Raw genomic sequence first — 15,461 nt, 5'->3', positions numbered from 1 at the left:
CCGCTTCGGTGTTACCCGGCGGTGGTCTCCAGCGCGGTGCACCGCCATCGGCCCCGCAGCAGCTCCATCCGTAAGGCCAGGGCGTGGACGCGCCCGCCGACGACCACGACGGCCCCCGCCTCCGCCACGCCGTCGGCGGGCATCTGCGCCCACTCCGCCAGCACGCGGGGCGGGACGACCCGGTGTTCCGGTGGTGCCGTCCGTCCGTGGGGTGAGGCCGGTCCGGGCGCGGCCGCCCGCGCCGTGCGTCCGCGCGGGGCGGAGCGGGCCGATTCGAGGTGGCGCAGGACCTTGGGTGTGGCCAGCCGTGCCAGCCGGTGCGGAGGGCAGGCTCCGGAGATCACCTCGATGATCAGGCGGATGGCGGCGGTGGTGGGCGCGGAGGCGTCCGGGGCCTCGGCGGGCCGGACGAGGCGGAGCCGGGGGCGGGGCGGCGGGGGCGGCTGTGTGAGGGCCAGTGCGCCGTCGATGGGCGGGGGCGGGGCGAAGCGGGCGTGTGGGCGCATTCGGGTCTCCCTTGGGTGTCTGGAGACAAGAGGCGCAGGGAGCCCGAGAAATACACAGGTGGCCGCATCGGGCCACACCGTTCTCGTTGATGCGCGAAAAGGCGGCAGGGCGCCGGTCGGGCGCCCCGCCGCCGTGGGCGGGTCCGGCGGTCAGCCGGTGGATTCGCGGGGTTCCGGCTTCGCCTTGCCGGACGCGAGTTCGGGGTCGGCGGCCGGGTCGGCGGCGACCGAGTCCTCCCCTTCGGGTTCGCGTCCCGGTGTCGCGAAGTTGAACTTCACGATGAGGAACTTGAACACGAAGTAGTAGATGAAGAAGTACAGGACGCCCATGCCGAGGATGAGCCAGAGCTGTTCGGTGTTGTCCTTGCGGGCGTTCAGCAGCAGGTCGATGAGGCCGGCGGAGAAGCCGAAGCCGAGCTGGGCGCCGGCGGCCTCCAGGATGGCCATCGAGATGCCGGTGAGGACGACGTGCACCGCGTACAGGACGGGCGCGACGAACATGAAGGCGAATTCGATGGGCTCGGTGACACCGGTGACGAACGCGGTGAGCCCGGCGGAGATCATGATGCCGCCGACGGCGGGGCGGCGGTGCGGGGGCGCGGCGCGCCAGATGGCGAGGGCCGCGCCGGGCAGGCCGAACATGAGGACGGGGAAGAACCCGGCGAGGAAGCCGCCCGCGTCGGGGTCGCCCGCGAGGTAGCGGTTGATCTCGCCGTGGACGGTGCCGTCCGGGCCCTGGTAGGTGCCGAACACGAACCAGATGAGGGAGTTCGGGATGTGGTGCAGGCCGAACGGCAGGAGGAGGCGGTTGATGACACCGTAGATGCCGGCGCCGGCGGCGCCCGCGCCGGTGAGCCAGTTGCCGAAGTCGGTGAGCCAGTTGCCGAGGACGGGCCAGATGAAGCCGATGGCGACGCCGAGGGCGAGGGCGGCGACGGCGGTGATGATCGGGACGAACCGGCGCCCGCCGAAGAAGGCGAGGTAGGTGGGCAGCTTCACCCGGTAGAAGCGCTGGTAGAGCAGGGCGGTGACGACTCCGATGAGGATGCCGCCGAGGACGTCGGTGGGGTTCTTCGCGCCGAAGTCGATGACCTCCTTGGGTGCGCCGTCCACCATCTTGGTGATGAGGACGTTGCCCTTGAGCTCGTCGCTGTGCGAGAACATGATCTTGGAGACCTGGTCGTAGACCAGGTAGCCGACGACGGCGGCGAGGGCGGTGGAGCCGTCCGACTTCTTGGCGAAGCCGATCGCGACGCCGACGGCGAACAGCAGCGGCAGGTAGCCGAACAGGGCTTGGCCGGCGCCGCCGACGATCTCGGCCACGCGGTTCCAGCCGAGGCCGTCGGCGCCGAGCATGTCGGCCTGGCCGAAGCGCAGCAGCAGCGCCGCGGCGGGCAGGACGGCGATCGGCAGCATGAGGCTGCGGCCGATCCGTTGCAGCACCGCGAGGGCGCTGGACCCTCGGCGTGGTGCCTTGTCCACGGTTGCGGTGGTCATCGGAAGGTCCTCCTTACATGGGGGTGTTTCAGGGGTGGGAAGGGGGATGTCCGAGGGCCGTGTGGATCTGGTAGCGATCCGCGCGGTACGTGGACACTCCGAGTTCGGCGCAGACGCCGCCCGTGTAGGAGCGGCGCTGGAGCAGCAGGACGGCGCTGCCCCGGGCGATCTTGAGGTGCCGGGCGTCGGTGGCGTCGGCGAGGGTGGCGTCGATGGTCTGGTCGCCGGCGTCGAAGACGAGCCCGTACACGGCTTCGAGGACGCCGTAGAGGGAGCGGTCGGCGAGCCGGCGGTCGAGCAGGTCGGGGGCGAGGGAGGCGAGGATGTGGGCGCGTTCGAGGGCCATCGGCTCGCCGTCGGCGGTGCGGAGGCGCTCGATGACGTGCAGTGCGGTGCCGGGCTCGACGCCGAAGACCCGGGCGAGGTGGGCGTCGGCCGGCATCGTCCGGCGGTCGAGGACGACGGCGCCGGGGCGCAGGCCGCGGCTCAGCATGTCCTCGGTGAACGAGACGAGCCGCAGCGGCATCTCGATCTTGGGCCGGGCGACGAAGGTGCCCTTGCCGGGGACGCGGTAGAGGCGCCCCTCCGTGACGAGCTGGTCGACCCCCTGCCGGACGGTCATGCGGGAGAGGCCGTAGCGGGCGCACAGTTCCCGTTCGGACGGGATGGGGGCGTCCACCGGCAGCTCCGCGTTCTCGATCAGGTCGAGGAGGATGGCGCGGAGCTGGAAGTACTTCGGTACGGGGCTGTGCGGATCGATGCTGGTCACGGAGGTGTCCTCGATGCCCGGGTCGTCGCGTGCGCGGACTGGTCTAGGCCGGACTAGACCACAGGGCCGAAAGATGTGTCAATGCACCCGGCGATAACGACCGGATCACGTCCCGACGGGCCTTGAACCGGAGAATTTCCCAGGTCGGACCTCCCTCATCGAGGCGGCCCGTTCCCGGACGAGTTCGGGCCGGTGTCTTCATCTGCGGGCGTTCCGTGGAGTAGGGTGCGTACTGGTCTAGTCCGGACTAGACCAGTAGCCGTCACGGCTCGTCACAGAGAGTGCGCAGACATGGCAGCATCACTGATCGGCGCCCAGCGCATGATCATTACCCCCGGGGACGGTCCTACCCGCGTCGTGTCCCCGGGATTCGTCCGCATCGAGGACGGAGTGATCACCGAGGCCGGCGAGGGACGCCCGCCGGGCACTCCCGACGTCGACCTGCCGGACGGCCTGCTCGCGCCCGGGTTCGTCGACCTCCAGGTCAACGGCTTCTACGGCTACGACATGGTCGACGCCGACGAGGCCGGCTGGCACACCGTGGTCTCCCGGCTGCCCGAGACCGGCGTGACGTCCTTCCTGCCGACGTTCATCACCGCGCCCGTCGCCGTCCAGGCCGAGGCCCTGCGGCGCACCCGCGACCTGCTGCCCGGCCTGCCGCACGGCACGCGCGTCCTCGGCGTCCACCTCGAAGGCCCGTTCCTCTCCGCGAGGCGCAAGGGCGCGCACAACCCCGCCCACCTCACCGACCCGGCGCCGGACGCGATCGCGACGCTGCTGGAGACCGGCCTGGTCAAGCTCGTCACCCTCGCCCCCGAACGGGAGGGCGCGCTGGAGGCGATCCGCACCCTGACCGCCGCGGGCGTCCTGGTCAGCGTGGGGCACAGCGACGCGACCGCCGCGCAGACCGCCGCCGCGGCCGACGCGGGCGCCCGCAAGGTCACCCACATCTTCAACGCCCAGAGCGGGATCGACCACCGCGACCCGGGTGTCGCGACCCAGGCGCTCATCGACCCGCGGCTGCACCCCGGCCTCATCCTCGACCTGCACCACGTCGCGCCCGAGATCGCGCGCCTGGTGTTCCGGGCCGCCGCCGGACGGGTCGTCCTCGTGACCGACGCGGCCGCGTCCGCCGGGATGCCGCCCGGCACCTACGACCTCGGCGGCGAGCCGATCACGATGCCCGAGGAGGGCCCGCCGCTGCGCGCCGACGGCACCCTCGCCGGATCCGGGCTGCGCCTCGACGACGCCGTCGCGAACGCGATCGGCCTCGGCGTCGGCACCGCCGCCGCCGTGGACGCGGCGACCCGCGTCCCCGCCGGGCTCGCCGGCCGGCCGGATCTCGGCCGCATCGCCCCCGGCGCCGCCGCCGACCTGGTGTGGCTCGGCCCGGACCACCGGGCGCGTACGACATGGATCAACGGGCAGGAAGCCTTCGGAGGAGCACCATGACGAGTCGAATGCGCGCCGAGATCGGCGAGCAGCCGGACGCGCTGCGCCGGACGATCGACGCGCTGCGGCCCGCCGCCGCCGGCATCGCGGCACTGGCCCGGGAGACCCGCCAGGTGCTGTTCATCGCGCGCGGCTCGTCCGACAACGCCGCCGTCTACGGCCGCTACCTCGTCGAGTCGCGGGCGGGCCGGCTCGGCACGCCCGCCGCGCCGTCGATCGCGACCGCCTACCGGCGGCGGCTCGACCTGTCGGGCGTGCTGGCCGTGGCGATCAGCCAGTCCGGCAAGACCGAGGAGATCGTCGAGACGCTCGACTGGGCGGCGTCCTGCGGCGCCCGCACGGTCGCCGTGACCAACGGCGAGGGGTCCCCGCTGGCGGAGGCCGCCGAGGTCGCGCTGATCACCCGCGCGGGTGACGAGCTGGCCGTCCCGGCGACCAAGACCTACACCACCCAGCTCGCCGCCCTGTCGGTGCTCGGCCTCGGGCTCGGCGCGCAGGTCGACGCCGATGACCTGAACCGGGTTCCGGACGAGGTGGCGCGGCTGATCGAGGCGACCGAGGCGTCCCCGGCGCTCGGCGAGATCGTCGAAGCGCTGGCGCGGGTGCCGGGCGCGGTCGTGTCGGGGCGGGGCCTCGCGTTCGGCACCGCGCTGGAACTCGCCCTCAAGATCAAGGAGGCGTGCTACCTGCACGCCATGGGCCTGTCCTACGCCGACCTGCTGCACGGCCCCATCGCGGTCGTCGACGCGCAGACCCCGGCGCTGCTCATCGCCGCCGACTCCGGCCCGACGCTGCCCGGCACGATCGCGCTGGCCGAGCGCGTCCGGTCGGCGGGGGCGCAGGCGTACGGCGTGGGCGGGGGCGGCGGGCTCGCCGGCGCGTGCTCCGCCGCGCTCCCCGGCCCGGTGCTGCCCGAGTGGACGGCCCCGCTCGGCCTCATCGTCCCCGGCCAGATCCTGGTCGAGAACCTGGCCCGCCGGCTCGGGATCGACCCCGACGTCCCGCGCGGCCTCAACAAGGTCACCCAGACCGACTGAGAGAGGGAAGCATGGACAAGGCCGAGGCCATCGTCGCCGCGCTCGGCGGCGCCGACAACATCGTCGAGATCGAGCCCTGCGCCACGCGGCTGCGCACCGAGGTGTCCGACGCCGGCAAGGTGGACGAGGCGGCGCTGAAGAGGGCGGGGGCCTTCGGCGTCATGCGCAGCGGCACCGTCGTCCAGGTCGTCGTGGGGCCCGAGGCCGACACGATCGCCAGCGACATCGAGGACATCCTCGACTGACGCCCCCCAGAGATCAGGAGCCTCCCCATGACGCGTGTACTTTCCCCCGTCGCGGGCCGCGTGGTCGGCCTCGCGGGAGTCCCCGACCCGGTGTTCGCCCAGGCCATGGTCGGCCCCGGCACCGCGGTCGACCCCCGGCGCGCCCCCGGCCGGGCGATCGCGCCGGTCAGCGGCCGCATCGTCAAGCTGCACCCGCACGCCTACGTCGTCGTGGACGCGGAGGGGCACGGCGTCCTCGTGCACCTCGGCATCGACACCGTGAAGCTGAAGGGCGCCGGGTTCGAGCTGCTCGCCGCCGAGGGCGACGAGGTCGCGGCCGGCGACCCGGTCGTCGGCTGGAACCCGGCGGAGATCGAGTCGGGCGGCCGCTCCCCGATCTGCGCGGTCGTCGCGCTGGACGCGGGCGACGGCGCGCTGACCGACGTCCTGGAGTCTGGCGAGGTCGGCGCGGGCGACGAACTGTTCACATGGGACTGATCGCGCTGCGCGCCGCCGTCTTCGACCTGGACGGCACGCTCATCGACACCGAGCCCCGCAGCAAGCTGATGTGGCGGCAGCTGTTCGAGGAGCACGGCGCCCCGCACGACGACGAACTGCTCACCTCGTTCGCGGGCCGCCGGGGCCGGGAGGTGCTCGCCGAGGTCGCGCATCTGTTCCCCGGCCGGCCCGTCGAGGAGCTGTTCGAGCAGGTGGTCTCCTACGAGGCGCTGCCGGATCTGCCCGCCCCCGCGCCCGTCCCGGGTGCGGTGGACCTGGTCCGGTCGCTCGCCCGTGCGGGCGTGCCGCTCGCCGTCGTCACGTCCGGGCAGCGCCCCTACGCGGAAGGGCTGCTGGGCGCGCTCGGCATCCGCGACCTCCTGGACATCGTGGTCACCGCCGGGGACGTCGTCACCGGCAAACCGCACCCGGAGGGGTACCTCGCCGCGGCGAGCCATCTGAACGTCCCGCCCGCCGCCGCCGTCGGTTTCGAGGACGCCCCGGCGGGCGTCGCGGCCGTCAAGGCGGCGGGCATGACCTGTGTCGGCGTCACCACCACGCAGCCGGTGGGGGCGCTGGCCGAGGCCGACCACGTGGTGGCCGACCTCGATCGAGTGAACGTCGAGCCGGGGCCCGCGCTGAGGGTGCGCGGCGCCGGGAAGGAGAGACCGTGAGCGAGCGCAGCGTCAGGATCGAGTCGAAGGTGGGCCTGCACGCGCGGCCCGCCGCGCTGTTCGTCCAGACCGCGGCGAAGGCGCCGGGGGACGTCACCGTCGCCAAGCGCGGCGGGCGGCCGGTGAACGCCAAGAGCATCCTCGCGGTGCTCGCCATGGACGCCCGGCACGGCGAGGAGGTCACGATCACCGCCGACGGGAAGGACGCGGAGCAGCTGCTCGACAGCCTGGAGGAACTGCTGTCCACGCCGGAGCCCGAAGGTGCCTGAGCCGCTCCGGGGCACCGGCGTCAGCCCGGGAGTCGGCGCCGGGACGGTGCGGACGGTCGCGGGGGAGATCCCCGAGCCGCCCGCCGGGACCGCCGCCGGCGACAGCGAGACCGAACGCGACACCGCGCTCGCCGCGCTGGAGGACGTCGCCGCCGACCTGGAGGCGCGCGCCGAGCGCGCCGCCGCGGCGGGGAACCAGGACGGCCGCGACGTCCTCGTCGCGCAGGCGATGATGGCCCGCGACCCGAGCCTCGCCGACGGCGTCCGCGAGCGCACCGCCGCCGGCGCGACCGCCGCCCGCGCCGTGTACGAGGCGTTCGGCGTGTACCGGGAACTGCTGGCGGGCGCGGGGGAGTACCTCGCCGCGCGCGTCCGCGACCTCGACGACATCCGGGACCGGGCGGTCGCCCGGCTGCTCGGCCTCCCGATGCCGGGCGTGCCGGAGTCGGACGAGCCGTTCGTCCTGGTGGCGCGCGACCTCGCGCCCGCCGACACGGCCGTCCTCGACCCCGCGCGGGTGGTCGCGTTCGTCACCGAGGAGGGCGGCCCCACCAGCCACACCGCGATCATCGCGCGGACCCTCGGCGTCCCCGCGGTGGTGGCGCTGCGCGGCGCCACGTCCCTCGCCGACGGCACCCGCGTCCTCGTGGACGGCGCCGCCGGGACGGTGCGGGTCGACCCGTCCGACGAGGAGGTGGCCGCCGCCCGCGCGGCCGCCGCCGCCCGTGCCGCCGCGCTGGAGGACGCCGTCGGCCCCGGTGCGACCCGGGACGGCCACCCCGTCCCGCTGCTCGCGAACATCGGCGGCCCGAAGGACCTCGACGCGGCCCTCGCCAACGGGGCCGAGGGCGTCGGCCTGTACCGCACCGAGTTCCTCTTCCTCGACCGATCGGCGCCCCCGGACCCCGCCGAGCAGGAGGAGGCGTACCGGGCGGTCCTGGAGGCGTTCCCGCAGGGACGGGTCGTCGTCCGCACGCTCGACGCGGGCGCCGACAAACCCCTGGCGTTCCTCCCGCCCCCCGGCGAGGAACCGAACCCGGCGCTGGGCGAGCGCGGTCTGCGGATGATGCGCCGCCATCCGGACGTCCTGGCGGCCCAGCTCGCGGCACTCGCCCGAGCCGCCGCCGGGCTGACCGCGAAGCTCCAGGTCATGGCCCCGATGGTGACGGACGCCGATGACACCGCCTATTTCGCCGCCGCCTGCCGCGACGCGGGCCTCGAACACCCCGGCGTCATGATCGAGGTCCCGGCCGCCGCGCTCCGCGCCCGCGACCTCGCGTCCGAGGTCGAGTTCTTCAGCATCGGCACCAACGACCTCGCCCAGTACGCCTGCGCCGCCGACCGGCAGATCGGCGCCCTGGCCGCCCTCCAGGACCCGTGGCGGCCCGCCCTCCTCGACCTGATCGCGCCCGCCGCCGACGCCGGAGTCCCGTGCGGGGTCTGCGGCGAGGCGGCCGGAGACCCCGCGCTGGCCTGCGTCCTCGTCGGCCTGGGAGTGACCTCCCTGTCGATGAGCGCCCCGTCCCTCCCCCTGGTCAGGACGGCTCTGGCCCACCACACCCTCGCCCAGTGCCAGGCCGCGGCGGCCGCCGCGAGATCGGCCCGGACCGCCGCGGAGGCGCGCGAGGCGGCACGGCGGCACCTTCCCGCCCTGCACACCCTCGGTCTCTAGTAGCGGAGACCGTGGCCGACGGGCTTGCCCGCGGCCGGGACCGGGAGGCGGCCGGTGGGGTTCAGGGTGCCGGCCAGCACCCTGGCCAGGGCGGCGACCGAGGCCGCGCTCGAGGAGTACGTGGCGAGGGCGGCCGCCGCCCTTCCCGCCGAGTTCAGGTCGTAGGGGCGGCCCAGGGCCGCCACCACGACCGGTTTCGGCCCCAGGGCGCGGATCCTCGACGCGGTCGCCGCTCCCGCGTCGTGGGTGGTCAGCACGTGGACGTCGGCCTTCGACCTGGAGGTCGTCCGGACGCCCTGGCGGCGGAGGGCGGCGGCCAGGGCGGCGCTCCGCGAGCCGCTGACGCTGACCTTCCTGCCCTTGAGGGGGAGGATTCCGCCCTGGTTGCGGACGAGGGTGGTGGCGTGTTCGGCGACCTGGCGGGCGATCGCCCGGTGGGCGGGCGTGTCGATGGCGGACGCCGCCTTGGCCGGGTCCACGGCGGTGCCCTGGAACAGGCCGCGGCGCTCCTTGAGGCGGAGGATGCGGGTGACGGCGTCGTCCAGGCGCCGCTGCGGGATCACGCCGGAGCGGACGGCCGCGAGGACCGCCCGGTACGCCTTCGGCAGGCTCGGGGGCATCAGCAGCTGGTCGGCGCCCGCGTTGATCGCGCGGACGGGCACGACCGCGTCGCTGTACTTCTTGCGGACGCCCGCCATCTGCAGGGAGTCGGTGATGATCACGCCCTGGAAGCCGAGCCGCTGCCGGAGCAGCCCGGTCAGGACGGTCTTCGACAGCGTGGACGGGTCGCCCGAGGCGTCCAGCTTCGGGACCACGATGTGCGCGGTCATGATCGAGTCGACCCCGGCGGCGATCGCGGCCTTGAACGGGGGCGCGTCGAGCCGCTCCCACATCGCCCGCGAGTGGGTGATGACGGGGAGGCCGGTGTGGCTGTCGACGGCGGTGTCGCCGTGGCCGGGGAAGTGCTTGGCGGTGGCGGCGATCCGTGCTTCCTGGATCCCGGCGACGGCGGCGGTGAGCAGGGTCGACACCTGGGCGGGGTCGGAACCGAAGGAGCGCGCCCCGATGACCGGGTTGCGCGGGTTCACATTGACGTCGGCGACGGGCGCGTAGTTCCGGTTGATCCCGATCGCCCGGAGTTCGGCGGCGGTGACGCGGGCGGCCGCGCGGACGTCGGCCGGACGCCGCGTCGCGCCGAGCGCCATGTTGCCGGGCAGGCGGGTGAGGTACGGGGTGCGCGTCACGACGCCGTTCTCCTCGTCCACGTCCAGGAGGAGGGGAACCTTCGACGCCTTCTGCAGCGCGTTCGACAGCGCCGCGTTCTTCGCCGGGGTGCTCATGTTCCCGGCGAAATGGACGAAACCACCGACGTGGTAGCGGCGGATCTTCGCGAGCGCGTCGGCGCGGCCGGAGAACGTCGGGACGAACAGCTGGCCGACCTTCTCGGCCGCGCTCATCCTCGCGACGTGCGCCGGGATCCAGGACGGGCTCGCCGACACCGTCCGGGCGCCGGGCGTCCTGGACGTGGGCGCCGCCGTACCGCCCCGGCCCTCGCCGCCGCCGCAGCCCCCCGCCGAGAGGGCGAGCACCGCCGCGGCCGCGAGCGGACGTGAAGGACGCATTCTGACCAGCCCTCCGGCCTCGGTCGTCGTTATCCGTTCGTGACCGTAACCGCTTCCCGCCCACCTGTCGAACCGCCGCGCCCCACCCGTCCCTCGCGCATCACCGCTGATGCGCGAGGGACGCCGCCGAAGCGGTCGAGGGGGTTCGGGTCAGCCGGGAAGCGGGTGGCCCAGGCGGCGGAGGGCGAGCTCCGCCGCGCCCACGGCGCCGTCTCCGGCGCTGCGCGGGGGAGCGGGGAAGCGGTCGCTGAGCCCGGTGCGGACGGCGTCCGCCACCGGGCCCTCGCGCAGGACCGAACCGTGCATGACGACGGGAGCGCACGGGTCCGCGAGGGCGGGCCGCACCGCGTCCACGTCGCGGAGCAGCCACTCGGCGGCCTCTTCGGTGATGCGGCGGGCCACGGGGTCCCCGGCGGTCGCCGCCGCGGCGACAACGGGGCCGAGGCGGCCGAGGGCGGCGGGCGGCCGGCCGTAGACCTCCTTGATGATGGCCTGCGCGAGCTGCGGATTCGGCGGCGTCCCGGACATCTCCGGATGGCCGGGGTGCCCCGGCGGGGCGTGCGGGGACGCGGGGATCAGGACGGCGGTGCCCCCGCCGTGGTGGGCGGTGACGGGCGACAGCGTCCGCGGTGTCCCGGAGGGCGCCCTGGGCTGCCCCGGGCCCCGGGACACCTCCGCCTGCGCCCGGGGCGGCGGCGCCCCGGCGAGGGCGTGGGTGCGGCGGCGGGGGCGGCGCCGGGCGCCGTCCAGTTCCGCGACGACGGCGGGGCCGAGGAGCGCGCGGGGGACGGAGTCGGTGAGCAGGGTGGGGGAGCCGCGGCCGTCGTAGGCGGCGAGCGCCGCCCGGACGGCCTCCCGGCCGAGCCACACCGCCGAACCCTCGTCCCCGACGAGCCAGCCGTAGCCGTCGGCGCGCTGGACGATCGCCCCGTCGCTGATGACGGCCGCGCCGGCGCCCGTGCCGGAGAACACCACGATGCCCTGGGGCTCGGGGGTCCCGGCGGCGAACGCCACCGCGATGTCGGTCACGACGGCGGGGGAGCCCCGCAGCCCGGCGCCCTGCCAGGCCCTGCGGGCGGCGGCGACGGCGGCGGGCCGGCCGGCGGAGCCGGCCCCCGCGATACCGAAGACGCCGGCGAGGACGCGGGAGCGGTCCAGGTCCCCGAGCGCCTCCACGAGGGCGGTGGCCAGCGCGCCCGCGGTGTCGCCGCCGGAGTTGGGATTGGCCCCGGGGCCGGTGCCGGAACCGGCCAGGGCGCCACCGAGCGTCAGCACGACGCAGCGGGTCTTCGTGCCACCCGCGTCGATACCGACCACGTAAGGACCGGCCAAATGGGTCAACACATGGCGACCGTAGCCTTTTCTACCGTTGACGTGACATCCTGCCAGTAAGAAACTTTCTTCCATGAGGAAACCCATCGACCCCGAGTCAGGGGGCGCAGGGGAGCCGGGCGCGCCGAGGGACCACACCCCGCTGAGCACCGTGGTCCGGGTGCGCTCGCTTCTCCCCTCGCTGCCCCCGGCCGAGCGACGAGTCGCTCAACGCGTCATCGACGACCCCGAGGGGGTCGCGAACTCCACCATCACCGAACTCGCGCAGAACTGCGGCACCTCCGAGACCACCGTCATCAGGTTCTGCCGGGCCATCGGGTTCCATGGTTATCCAGAGCTGCGGCTGACCCTCGCCACCGAGGCCGGGCGCGCCCAGAGCGCCACCGGCGGCCGGGTCATCGGCAGCGACATCAGTCCCGACGACTCACTCGAGCAGATCGTGGAGAAGGTGACCTTCGCCGACGCCCGCGCCGTGGAGGAGACCGCGGCCCAGCTCGACATCAAGATGCTCGAGCAGGTCGTCGACGCCGTCGTCGCGGCGGAGCGGGTCGACGTCTACGGCGTCGGCGCGAGCGCGTTCGTCGCGGCCGACTTCCAGCAGAAGCTGCACCGGATCGGGCAGGTCTGCTCGGCCTGGTCCGACGCTCACATCATGCTGACGAGCGCGGCCGTCCTCCGGCCCGGGGACGTGGCGCTCGGCATCTCGCACACGGGCTCGACGATGGAGACCATCGACGCGCTGGAGGTCGCCAAGGGCAACGGGGTGACCACCGTGGCGCTCACCAACTTCCCCCGATCGCCCATCGCGGAGGTGGCCGACCTGATCCTCACGACCGCGGCCCGGGAGACGACCTTCCGGTCCGGCGCCACCGCCAGCCGGCTGGCGCAGCTCACGGTCGTGGACTGCCTGTTCGTGGGGGTGGCGCAGCGGACCTACGGTCCGACCCGCAAGGCCCTGGAGGCCACGTTCGAGGCGGTCCGCGGCCGGACCGTGCGACCCGACCGGAGGCGTCGGTGATCGATTGCGAGCTTCCCACCGAGGGACGCAACCCGCGCACCCTCGATGTCGACACGCTGCCGACCCTGGAGGTGCTGCGCCTGATCAACACCGAGGACGCCACCGTGCCGCGCGTGGTGGCCGCCGTGCTGCCCGAGGTGGCCCGGCTGGTGGACCTGGCGGTCGCCTCGCTGCGGGCCGGCGGGCGGGTGCACTACTTCGGGGCCGGCACGTCCGGCCGGCTCGGGGTGATCGACGCCGCCGAGCTGCCGCCGACGTTCGGGATCTGGGGCCGGGTCGTCGCGCACCACGCGGGCGGGCCGGGCGCCCTGTCCCAGGCGATCTCGGACGTCGAGGACGACGCGGAGCTGGGAACGCGGGACGCGGCCGAGGTCCAGGCCGGCGACATCGCGGTCGGGATCGCGGCGAGCGGGCGCACCCCGTACGTGCTGGGGGCGCTGCGCGCGTCCGCCGCGGCGGGGGCGCGCACCGCGCTGATCAGCTGCAACCCGGGGACCCCGTACGGGGACGAGGTGGACGTGCACATCGGCCTGGCCACCGGCCCGGAGGTGATCAGCGGCTCGACCCGGATGAAGGCGGGCACGGCGACGAAGCTGGTGCTGAACTCGTTCTCCACCACCCTCATGATCCGGATGGGACGGACCTATTCGAACCTCATGGTGAGCGTGAACGCGCTGAACTCGAAGCTGCGCGCCCGGCTCGTCCGCATCCTCACGGAGGCGACGGGCATGGACTCCCGCACCTGCGAGAACGCGCTGTCCGAGGCGGGCGGGAACACCAGGGTGGCCCTGGTGTCCCTGCTCGGCGAGGTGCCGGCCGCCCGCGCCACGACGGTGCTCCAGGAGACCGGCGGCGGGGTGCGGGAGGCCCTCCAGCGGCTGAGATCGGCCTGACGGGATCGGCCCGAACCGCGTGATCATGCGATCGCGGCCCCGATCGCATGATCACGAGTGCCCGGTTCGGCCTCCCGGCGGCGGCTCAGCCTCCGTGGCGGCGGAGCTCCTGCTGGGCGACGGTCCGGACGTGGACCTCGTCGGGGCCGTCGAAGAGGCGCATGGCGCGGACCCAGGTGTACATCGCGGCTAGCGGCGTGTCGTCGGAGACGCCCGCGCCGCCGTGGACCTGGATGGCGCGGTCGAGCACCTCGTGGGCGACGCGCGGGACGATCACCTTGATGGCGGCGATCTCGGAGCGGGCGCCCTTGGCGCCGTGCCGGTCGATCAGCCAGGCGGTCTTCAGCGTGAGCAGGCGGGCCTGCTCGATCGCCATGCGGGACTCGGCGATCTGCTGCCGGACGACGCCCTGCCGGGCGAGCGGGCCGCCGAACGCCTCGCGGGACAGGGCCCGCGTGCACATCAGCTCCAGCGCGCGCTCCGCCATGCCGAGGGCGCGCATGCAGTGGTGGATGCGGCCGGGGCCGAGCCGCGCCTGGGCGATCATGAACCCGTCGCCCTCCTGGGCGATCAGGTTGGACGCGGGCACCCGGACGTCCTCGAACCGCAGCTCGGAGTGGCCGTGCTGGTCCTGGCGGCCGAAGACGGGCAGGTGCCGGACGATCGTCAGCCCGGGGGTGTCGCGCGGGACGAGGATCTGCGACTGGCGGCGGTGGGGCTCGGCGTCCGGGTCGGTCTTGCCCATGACGATGAAGATCTTGCAGCGCTCGTCGGCGGCGCCGGTGATCCACCACTTCCGGCCGTTGATCACGTAGTCGTCGCCGTCCCGGACGATCGAGGTCGTGATGTTCGTGGCGTCCGACGAGGCGACGTCGGGCTCCGTCATGGCGAACGCGGAGCGGATCTCGCCGTTCAGCAGGGGCTCGAGCCACCGCTTCTTCTGCTCGTCCGTCCCGAACATGTGGAGGACCTCCATGTTCCCCGTGTCGGGCGCGGCGCAGTTGACCGCCTCCGGAGCGAGGTCGGGGGAGCGGCCCGTCAGCTCGGCGAGGGTCGCGTACTCGAGGTTCGACAGGCCGGAGATGTCCGGGAGGAACAGGTTCCACAGCCCGCGCGCGCGGGCCTCCGCCTTGAGCTCCTCGACGATCGGGGGGAGCGCGTGGGGGTCGTTCTCGGCCCGCCAGGCCGCGTAGACCGGTTCGGCGGGGTACACGTACCCGTCCATGAACTCCTGCAGGCGCTCCTGGTACTCGCGGGCTTTCGGGCTGAGTTCGAAGTCCATGGCGGCCAGTCTGGCAGAACGGGATTCGGTTATCGGGACGGGGATCGCCTACCATTCCCCGCATGACGGTCCCGCGGAATGTCAAGGCTGTGATCACCGACTGGGGCGGCGTCCTCACCTCCCCGCTGAGGGACGCCATCGCCGTCTGGCTCGCCGCCGACCGCATCGACGTCGCGGGGTACAAGAACGTCATGCGCCGCTGGGTCGAGCAGGCCTACGACGGAGACGGGACCAACCCCATCCACGGCCTGGAGGACGGGACGCTCAGCACCGAGGAGTTCGAGCTCCTCCTCGCCGCCGAACTGCGCACCGTGGACGGCGGCCCCGTCGGCGCCACCGGGCTGATCGCCCGCATGTTCGGCGCGTTCTCCCCCGTCGAGCCCATGTACGAGGCGCTCCGCGCGGCCCGCGCCGCCGGGACGAAGACCGCGCTGCTGTCCAACTCGTGGGGCAACGACTACCCCCGCGACCTGTTCGCCGACCTCTTCGACGCGGTCGTGATCTCGGCGGAGGTCGGCATGCGCAAGCCGGACGAGCGGATCTTCCGGCATGCCCTCGAGCTGCTCGCCCTCGACCCGCACGAGTGCGTGTTCATCGACGACATCGAGCACAACGTGCGCGCCGCCGAGGCGCTCGGCATCCGCGGGCTGCACCACACCGCGGCCGACACCACCATCGCCGAGCTGCGCGGAATGGACCTCCTGCCCTGACGGTCT

Annotated in this window: 16 protein-coding genes; 10 read left to right on the top strand and 6 right to left on the bottom strand. The window is 74.0% G+C overall.

The window, feature by feature from the left end:
* Positions 1–11: 11 nt before the first annotated feature.
* The 3 genes from IE99_RS0107695 to IE99_RS0107685 all read right to left on the bottom strand — a co-directional run bounded on the left by IE99_RS0107695 (position 12) and on the right by IE99_RS0107685 (position 2,772).
* The gene (locus IE99_RS0107695) at positions 12–506 is read right to left on the bottom strand and encodes an Rv3235 family protein (RefSeq protein ID WP_051712195.1); all 495 of its coding nucleotides are present in this window, start codon (positions 504–506) and stop codon (positions 12–14) included.
* Positions 507–656: 150 nt separating this feature from the next.
* Positions 657–2,003 carry a PTS transporter subunit EIIC gene (locus IE99_RS0107690; protein ID WP_037558857.1) on the bottom strand — a complete coding sequence of 449 codons (1,347 nt, stop codon included), beginning with the start codon at positions 2,001–2,003 and terminating at the stop codon, positions 657–659.
* Between the two features lie 28 nt (positions 2,004–2,031).
* Complete coding sequence (locus IE99_RS0107685; protein WP_030165795.1) at positions 2,032–2,772, bottom strand: GntR family transcriptional regulator; 741 nt, start codon at positions 2,770–2,772, stop codon at positions 2,032–2,034.
* A gap of 291 nt (positions 2,773–3,063) precedes the next feature.
* Here IE99_RS0107685 and nagA point away from each other — a divergent pair, with 291 nt between their 5' ends.
* The 7 genes from nagA to ptsP are packed head-to-tail and all read left to right on the top strand — an operon-like array spanning position 3,064 to position 8,598.
* Positions 3,064–4,224, top strand: coding sequence for an N-acetylglucosamine-6-phosphate deacetylase (gene nagA, locus IE99_RS0107680; protein ID WP_030165792.1), 1,161 nt, complete (start codon positions 3,064–3,066; stop codon positions 4,222–4,224).
* Positions 4,221–5,261: an SIS domain-containing protein gene (locus tag IE99_RS0107675; RefSeq protein WP_084219348.1), complete on the top strand. Its 1,041-nt coding sequence runs from the start codon at positions 4,221–4,223 to the stop codon at positions 5,259–5,261. Before nagA ends, IE99_RS0107675 begins: the two co-directional genes overlap by 4 nt.
* Positions 5,262–5,272: 11 nt before the next feature.
* A complete protein-coding gene (locus IE99_RS0107670; RefSeq protein ID WP_030165786.1) occupies positions 5,273–5,506 on the top strand; it encodes a PTS sugar transporter subunit IIB in 234 nt (77 codons plus the stop codon).
* Between the two features lie 27 nt (positions 5,507–5,533).
* Positions 5,534–5,983, top strand: a complete 450-nt coding sequence (locus tag IE99_RS0107665) for a PTS sugar transporter subunit IIA (RefSeq protein WP_030165783.1) — start codon at positions 5,534–5,536, stop codon at positions 5,981–5,983.
* The gene (locus tag IE99_RS0107660) at positions 5,974–6,657 is read left to right on the top strand and encodes an HAD family hydrolase (protein ID WP_030165781.1); all 684 of its coding nucleotides are present in this window, start codon (positions 5,974–5,976) and stop codon (positions 6,655–6,657) included. Before IE99_RS0107665 ends, IE99_RS0107660 begins: the two co-directional genes overlap by 10 nt.
* Entirely contained in the window at positions 6,654–6,926 is a 273-nt protein-coding gene (locus IE99_RS0107655) for an HPr family phosphocarrier protein (RefSeq protein WP_030165778.1), read from the top strand. The genes IE99_RS0107660 and IE99_RS0107655 overlap by 4 nt, the downstream gene beginning before the upstream one ends.
* Positions 6,919–8,598: a phosphoenolpyruvate--protein phosphotransferase gene (ptsP, locus tag IE99_RS0107650; RefSeq protein ID WP_030165774.1), complete on the top strand. Its 1,680-nt coding sequence runs from the start codon at positions 6,919–6,921 to the stop codon at positions 8,596–8,598. Before IE99_RS0107655 ends, ptsP begins: the two co-directional genes overlap by 8 nt.
* Here ptsP and IE99_RS0107645 read toward each other — a convergent pair.
* Both IE99_RS0107645 and IE99_RS0107640 read right to left on the bottom strand, forming a co-directional pair.
* Positions 8,595–10,220 carry a glycoside hydrolase family 3 protein gene (locus IE99_RS0107645; RefSeq protein ID WP_030165772.1) on the bottom strand — a complete coding sequence of 542 codons (1,626 nt, stop codon included), beginning with the start codon at positions 10,218–10,220 and terminating at the stop codon, positions 8,595–8,597. The two genes, ptsP and IE99_RS0107645, sit on opposite strands and share 4 nt — an antisense overlap.
* 150 nt (positions 10,221–10,370) lie before the next feature.
* The gene (locus tag IE99_RS0107640) at positions 10,371–11,564 is read right to left on the bottom strand and encodes an N-acetylglucosamine kinase (protein WP_245623096.1); all 1,194 of its coding nucleotides are present in this window, start codon (positions 11,562–11,564) and stop codon (positions 10,371–10,373) included.
* A gap of 61 nt (positions 11,565–11,625) precedes the next feature.
* Between IE99_RS0107640 and IE99_RS0107635 the strand changes: the two genes are divergently transcribed.
* The gene (locus IE99_RS0107635; RefSeq protein WP_030165766.1) at positions 11,626–12,570 is read left to right on the top strand and encodes a MurR/RpiR family transcriptional regulator; all 945 of its coding nucleotides are present in this window, start codon (positions 11,626–11,628) and stop codon (positions 12,568–12,570) included.
* Positions 12,567–13,463, top strand: a complete 897-nt coding sequence (locus IE99_RS0107630; RefSeq protein ID WP_030165763.1) for an N-acetylmuramic acid 6-phosphate etherase — start codon at positions 12,567–12,569, stop codon at positions 13,461–13,463. The genes IE99_RS0107635 and IE99_RS0107630 overlap by 4 nt, the downstream gene beginning before the upstream one ends.
* 85 nt (positions 13,464–13,548) lie before the next feature.
* Here IE99_RS0107630 and IE99_RS0107625 read toward each other — a convergent pair whose 3' ends face one another.
* Entirely contained in the window at positions 13,549–14,745 is a 1,197-nt protein-coding gene (locus tag IE99_RS0107625) for an acyl-CoA dehydrogenase family protein (protein ID WP_030165761.1), read from the bottom strand.
* A gap of 62 nt (positions 14,746–14,807) precedes the next feature.
* On the opposite strand from IE99_RS0107625, the gene IE99_RS0107620 reads away from it, so the two are divergent.
* A complete protein-coding gene (locus tag IE99_RS0107620; RefSeq protein ID WP_030165759.1) occupies positions 14,808–15,455 on the top strand; it encodes an HAD family hydrolase in 648 nt (215 codons plus the stop codon).
* The last annotated feature ends 6 nt before the right edge of the window (positions 15,456–15,461 follow it).

It is taken from the genome of Spirillospora albida (assembly GCF_000718255.1).
GTDB classification, from domain to species: Bacteria; Actinomycetota; Actinomycetes; order Streptosporangiales; family Streptosporangiaceae; genus Spirillospora; species Spirillospora albida.
This window is presented reverse-complemented; position numbering and strand designations above follow the sequence as displayed.

What these genes read in the sequence shown, in the direction of transcription:
- IE99_RS0107665 (WP_030165783.1), top strand. Translation starts at nt 5,534, where the DNA reads ATGACGCGTGTACTTTCCCCCGTCGCGGGCCGCGTGGTCGGCCTCGCG.
- IE99_RS0107625 (WP_030165761.1), bottom strand. Translation starts at nt 14,745, where the DNA reads ATGGACTTCGAACTCAGCCCGAAAGCCCGCGAGTACCAGGAGCGCCTG.
- IE99_RS0107620 (WP_030165759.1), top strand. Translation starts at nt 14,808, where the DNA reads ATGACGGTCCCGCGGAATGTCAAGGCTGTGATCACCGACTGGGGCGGC.
- IE99_RS0107670 (WP_030165786.1), top strand. Translation starts at nt 5,273, where the DNA reads ATGGACAAGGCCGAGGCCATCGTCGCCGCGCTCGGCGGCGCCGACAAC.
- IE99_RS0107695 (WP_051712195.1), bottom strand. Translation starts at nt 506, where the DNA reads ATGCGCCCACACGCCCGCTTCGCCCCGCCCCCGCCCATCGACGGCGCA.
- IE99_RS0107660 (WP_030165781.1), top strand. Translation starts at nt 5,974, where the DNA reads ATGGGACTGATCGCGCTGCGCGCCGCCGTCTTCGACCTGGACGGCACG.
- nagA (WP_030165792.1), top strand. Translation starts at nt 3,064, where the DNA reads ATGGCAGCATCACTGATCGGCGCCCAGCGCATGATCATTACCCCCGGG.
- IE99_RS0107690 (WP_037558857.1), bottom strand. Translation starts at nt 2,003, where the DNA reads ATGACCACCGCAACCGTGGACAAGGCACCACGCCGAGGGTCCAGCGCC.
- IE99_RS0107635 (WP_030165766.1), top strand. Translation starts at nt 11,626, where the DNA reads ATGAGGAAACCCATCGACCCCGAGTCAGGGGGCGCAGGGGAGCCGGGC.
- IE99_RS0107675 (WP_084219348.1), top strand. Translation starts at nt 4,221, where the DNA reads ATGACGAGTCGAATGCGCGCCGAGATCGGCGAGCAGCCGGACGCGCTG.
- IE99_RS0107645 (WP_030165772.1), bottom strand. Translation starts at nt 10,220, where the DNA reads ATGCGTCCTTCACGTCCGCTCGCGGCCGCGGCGGTGCTCGCCCTCTCG.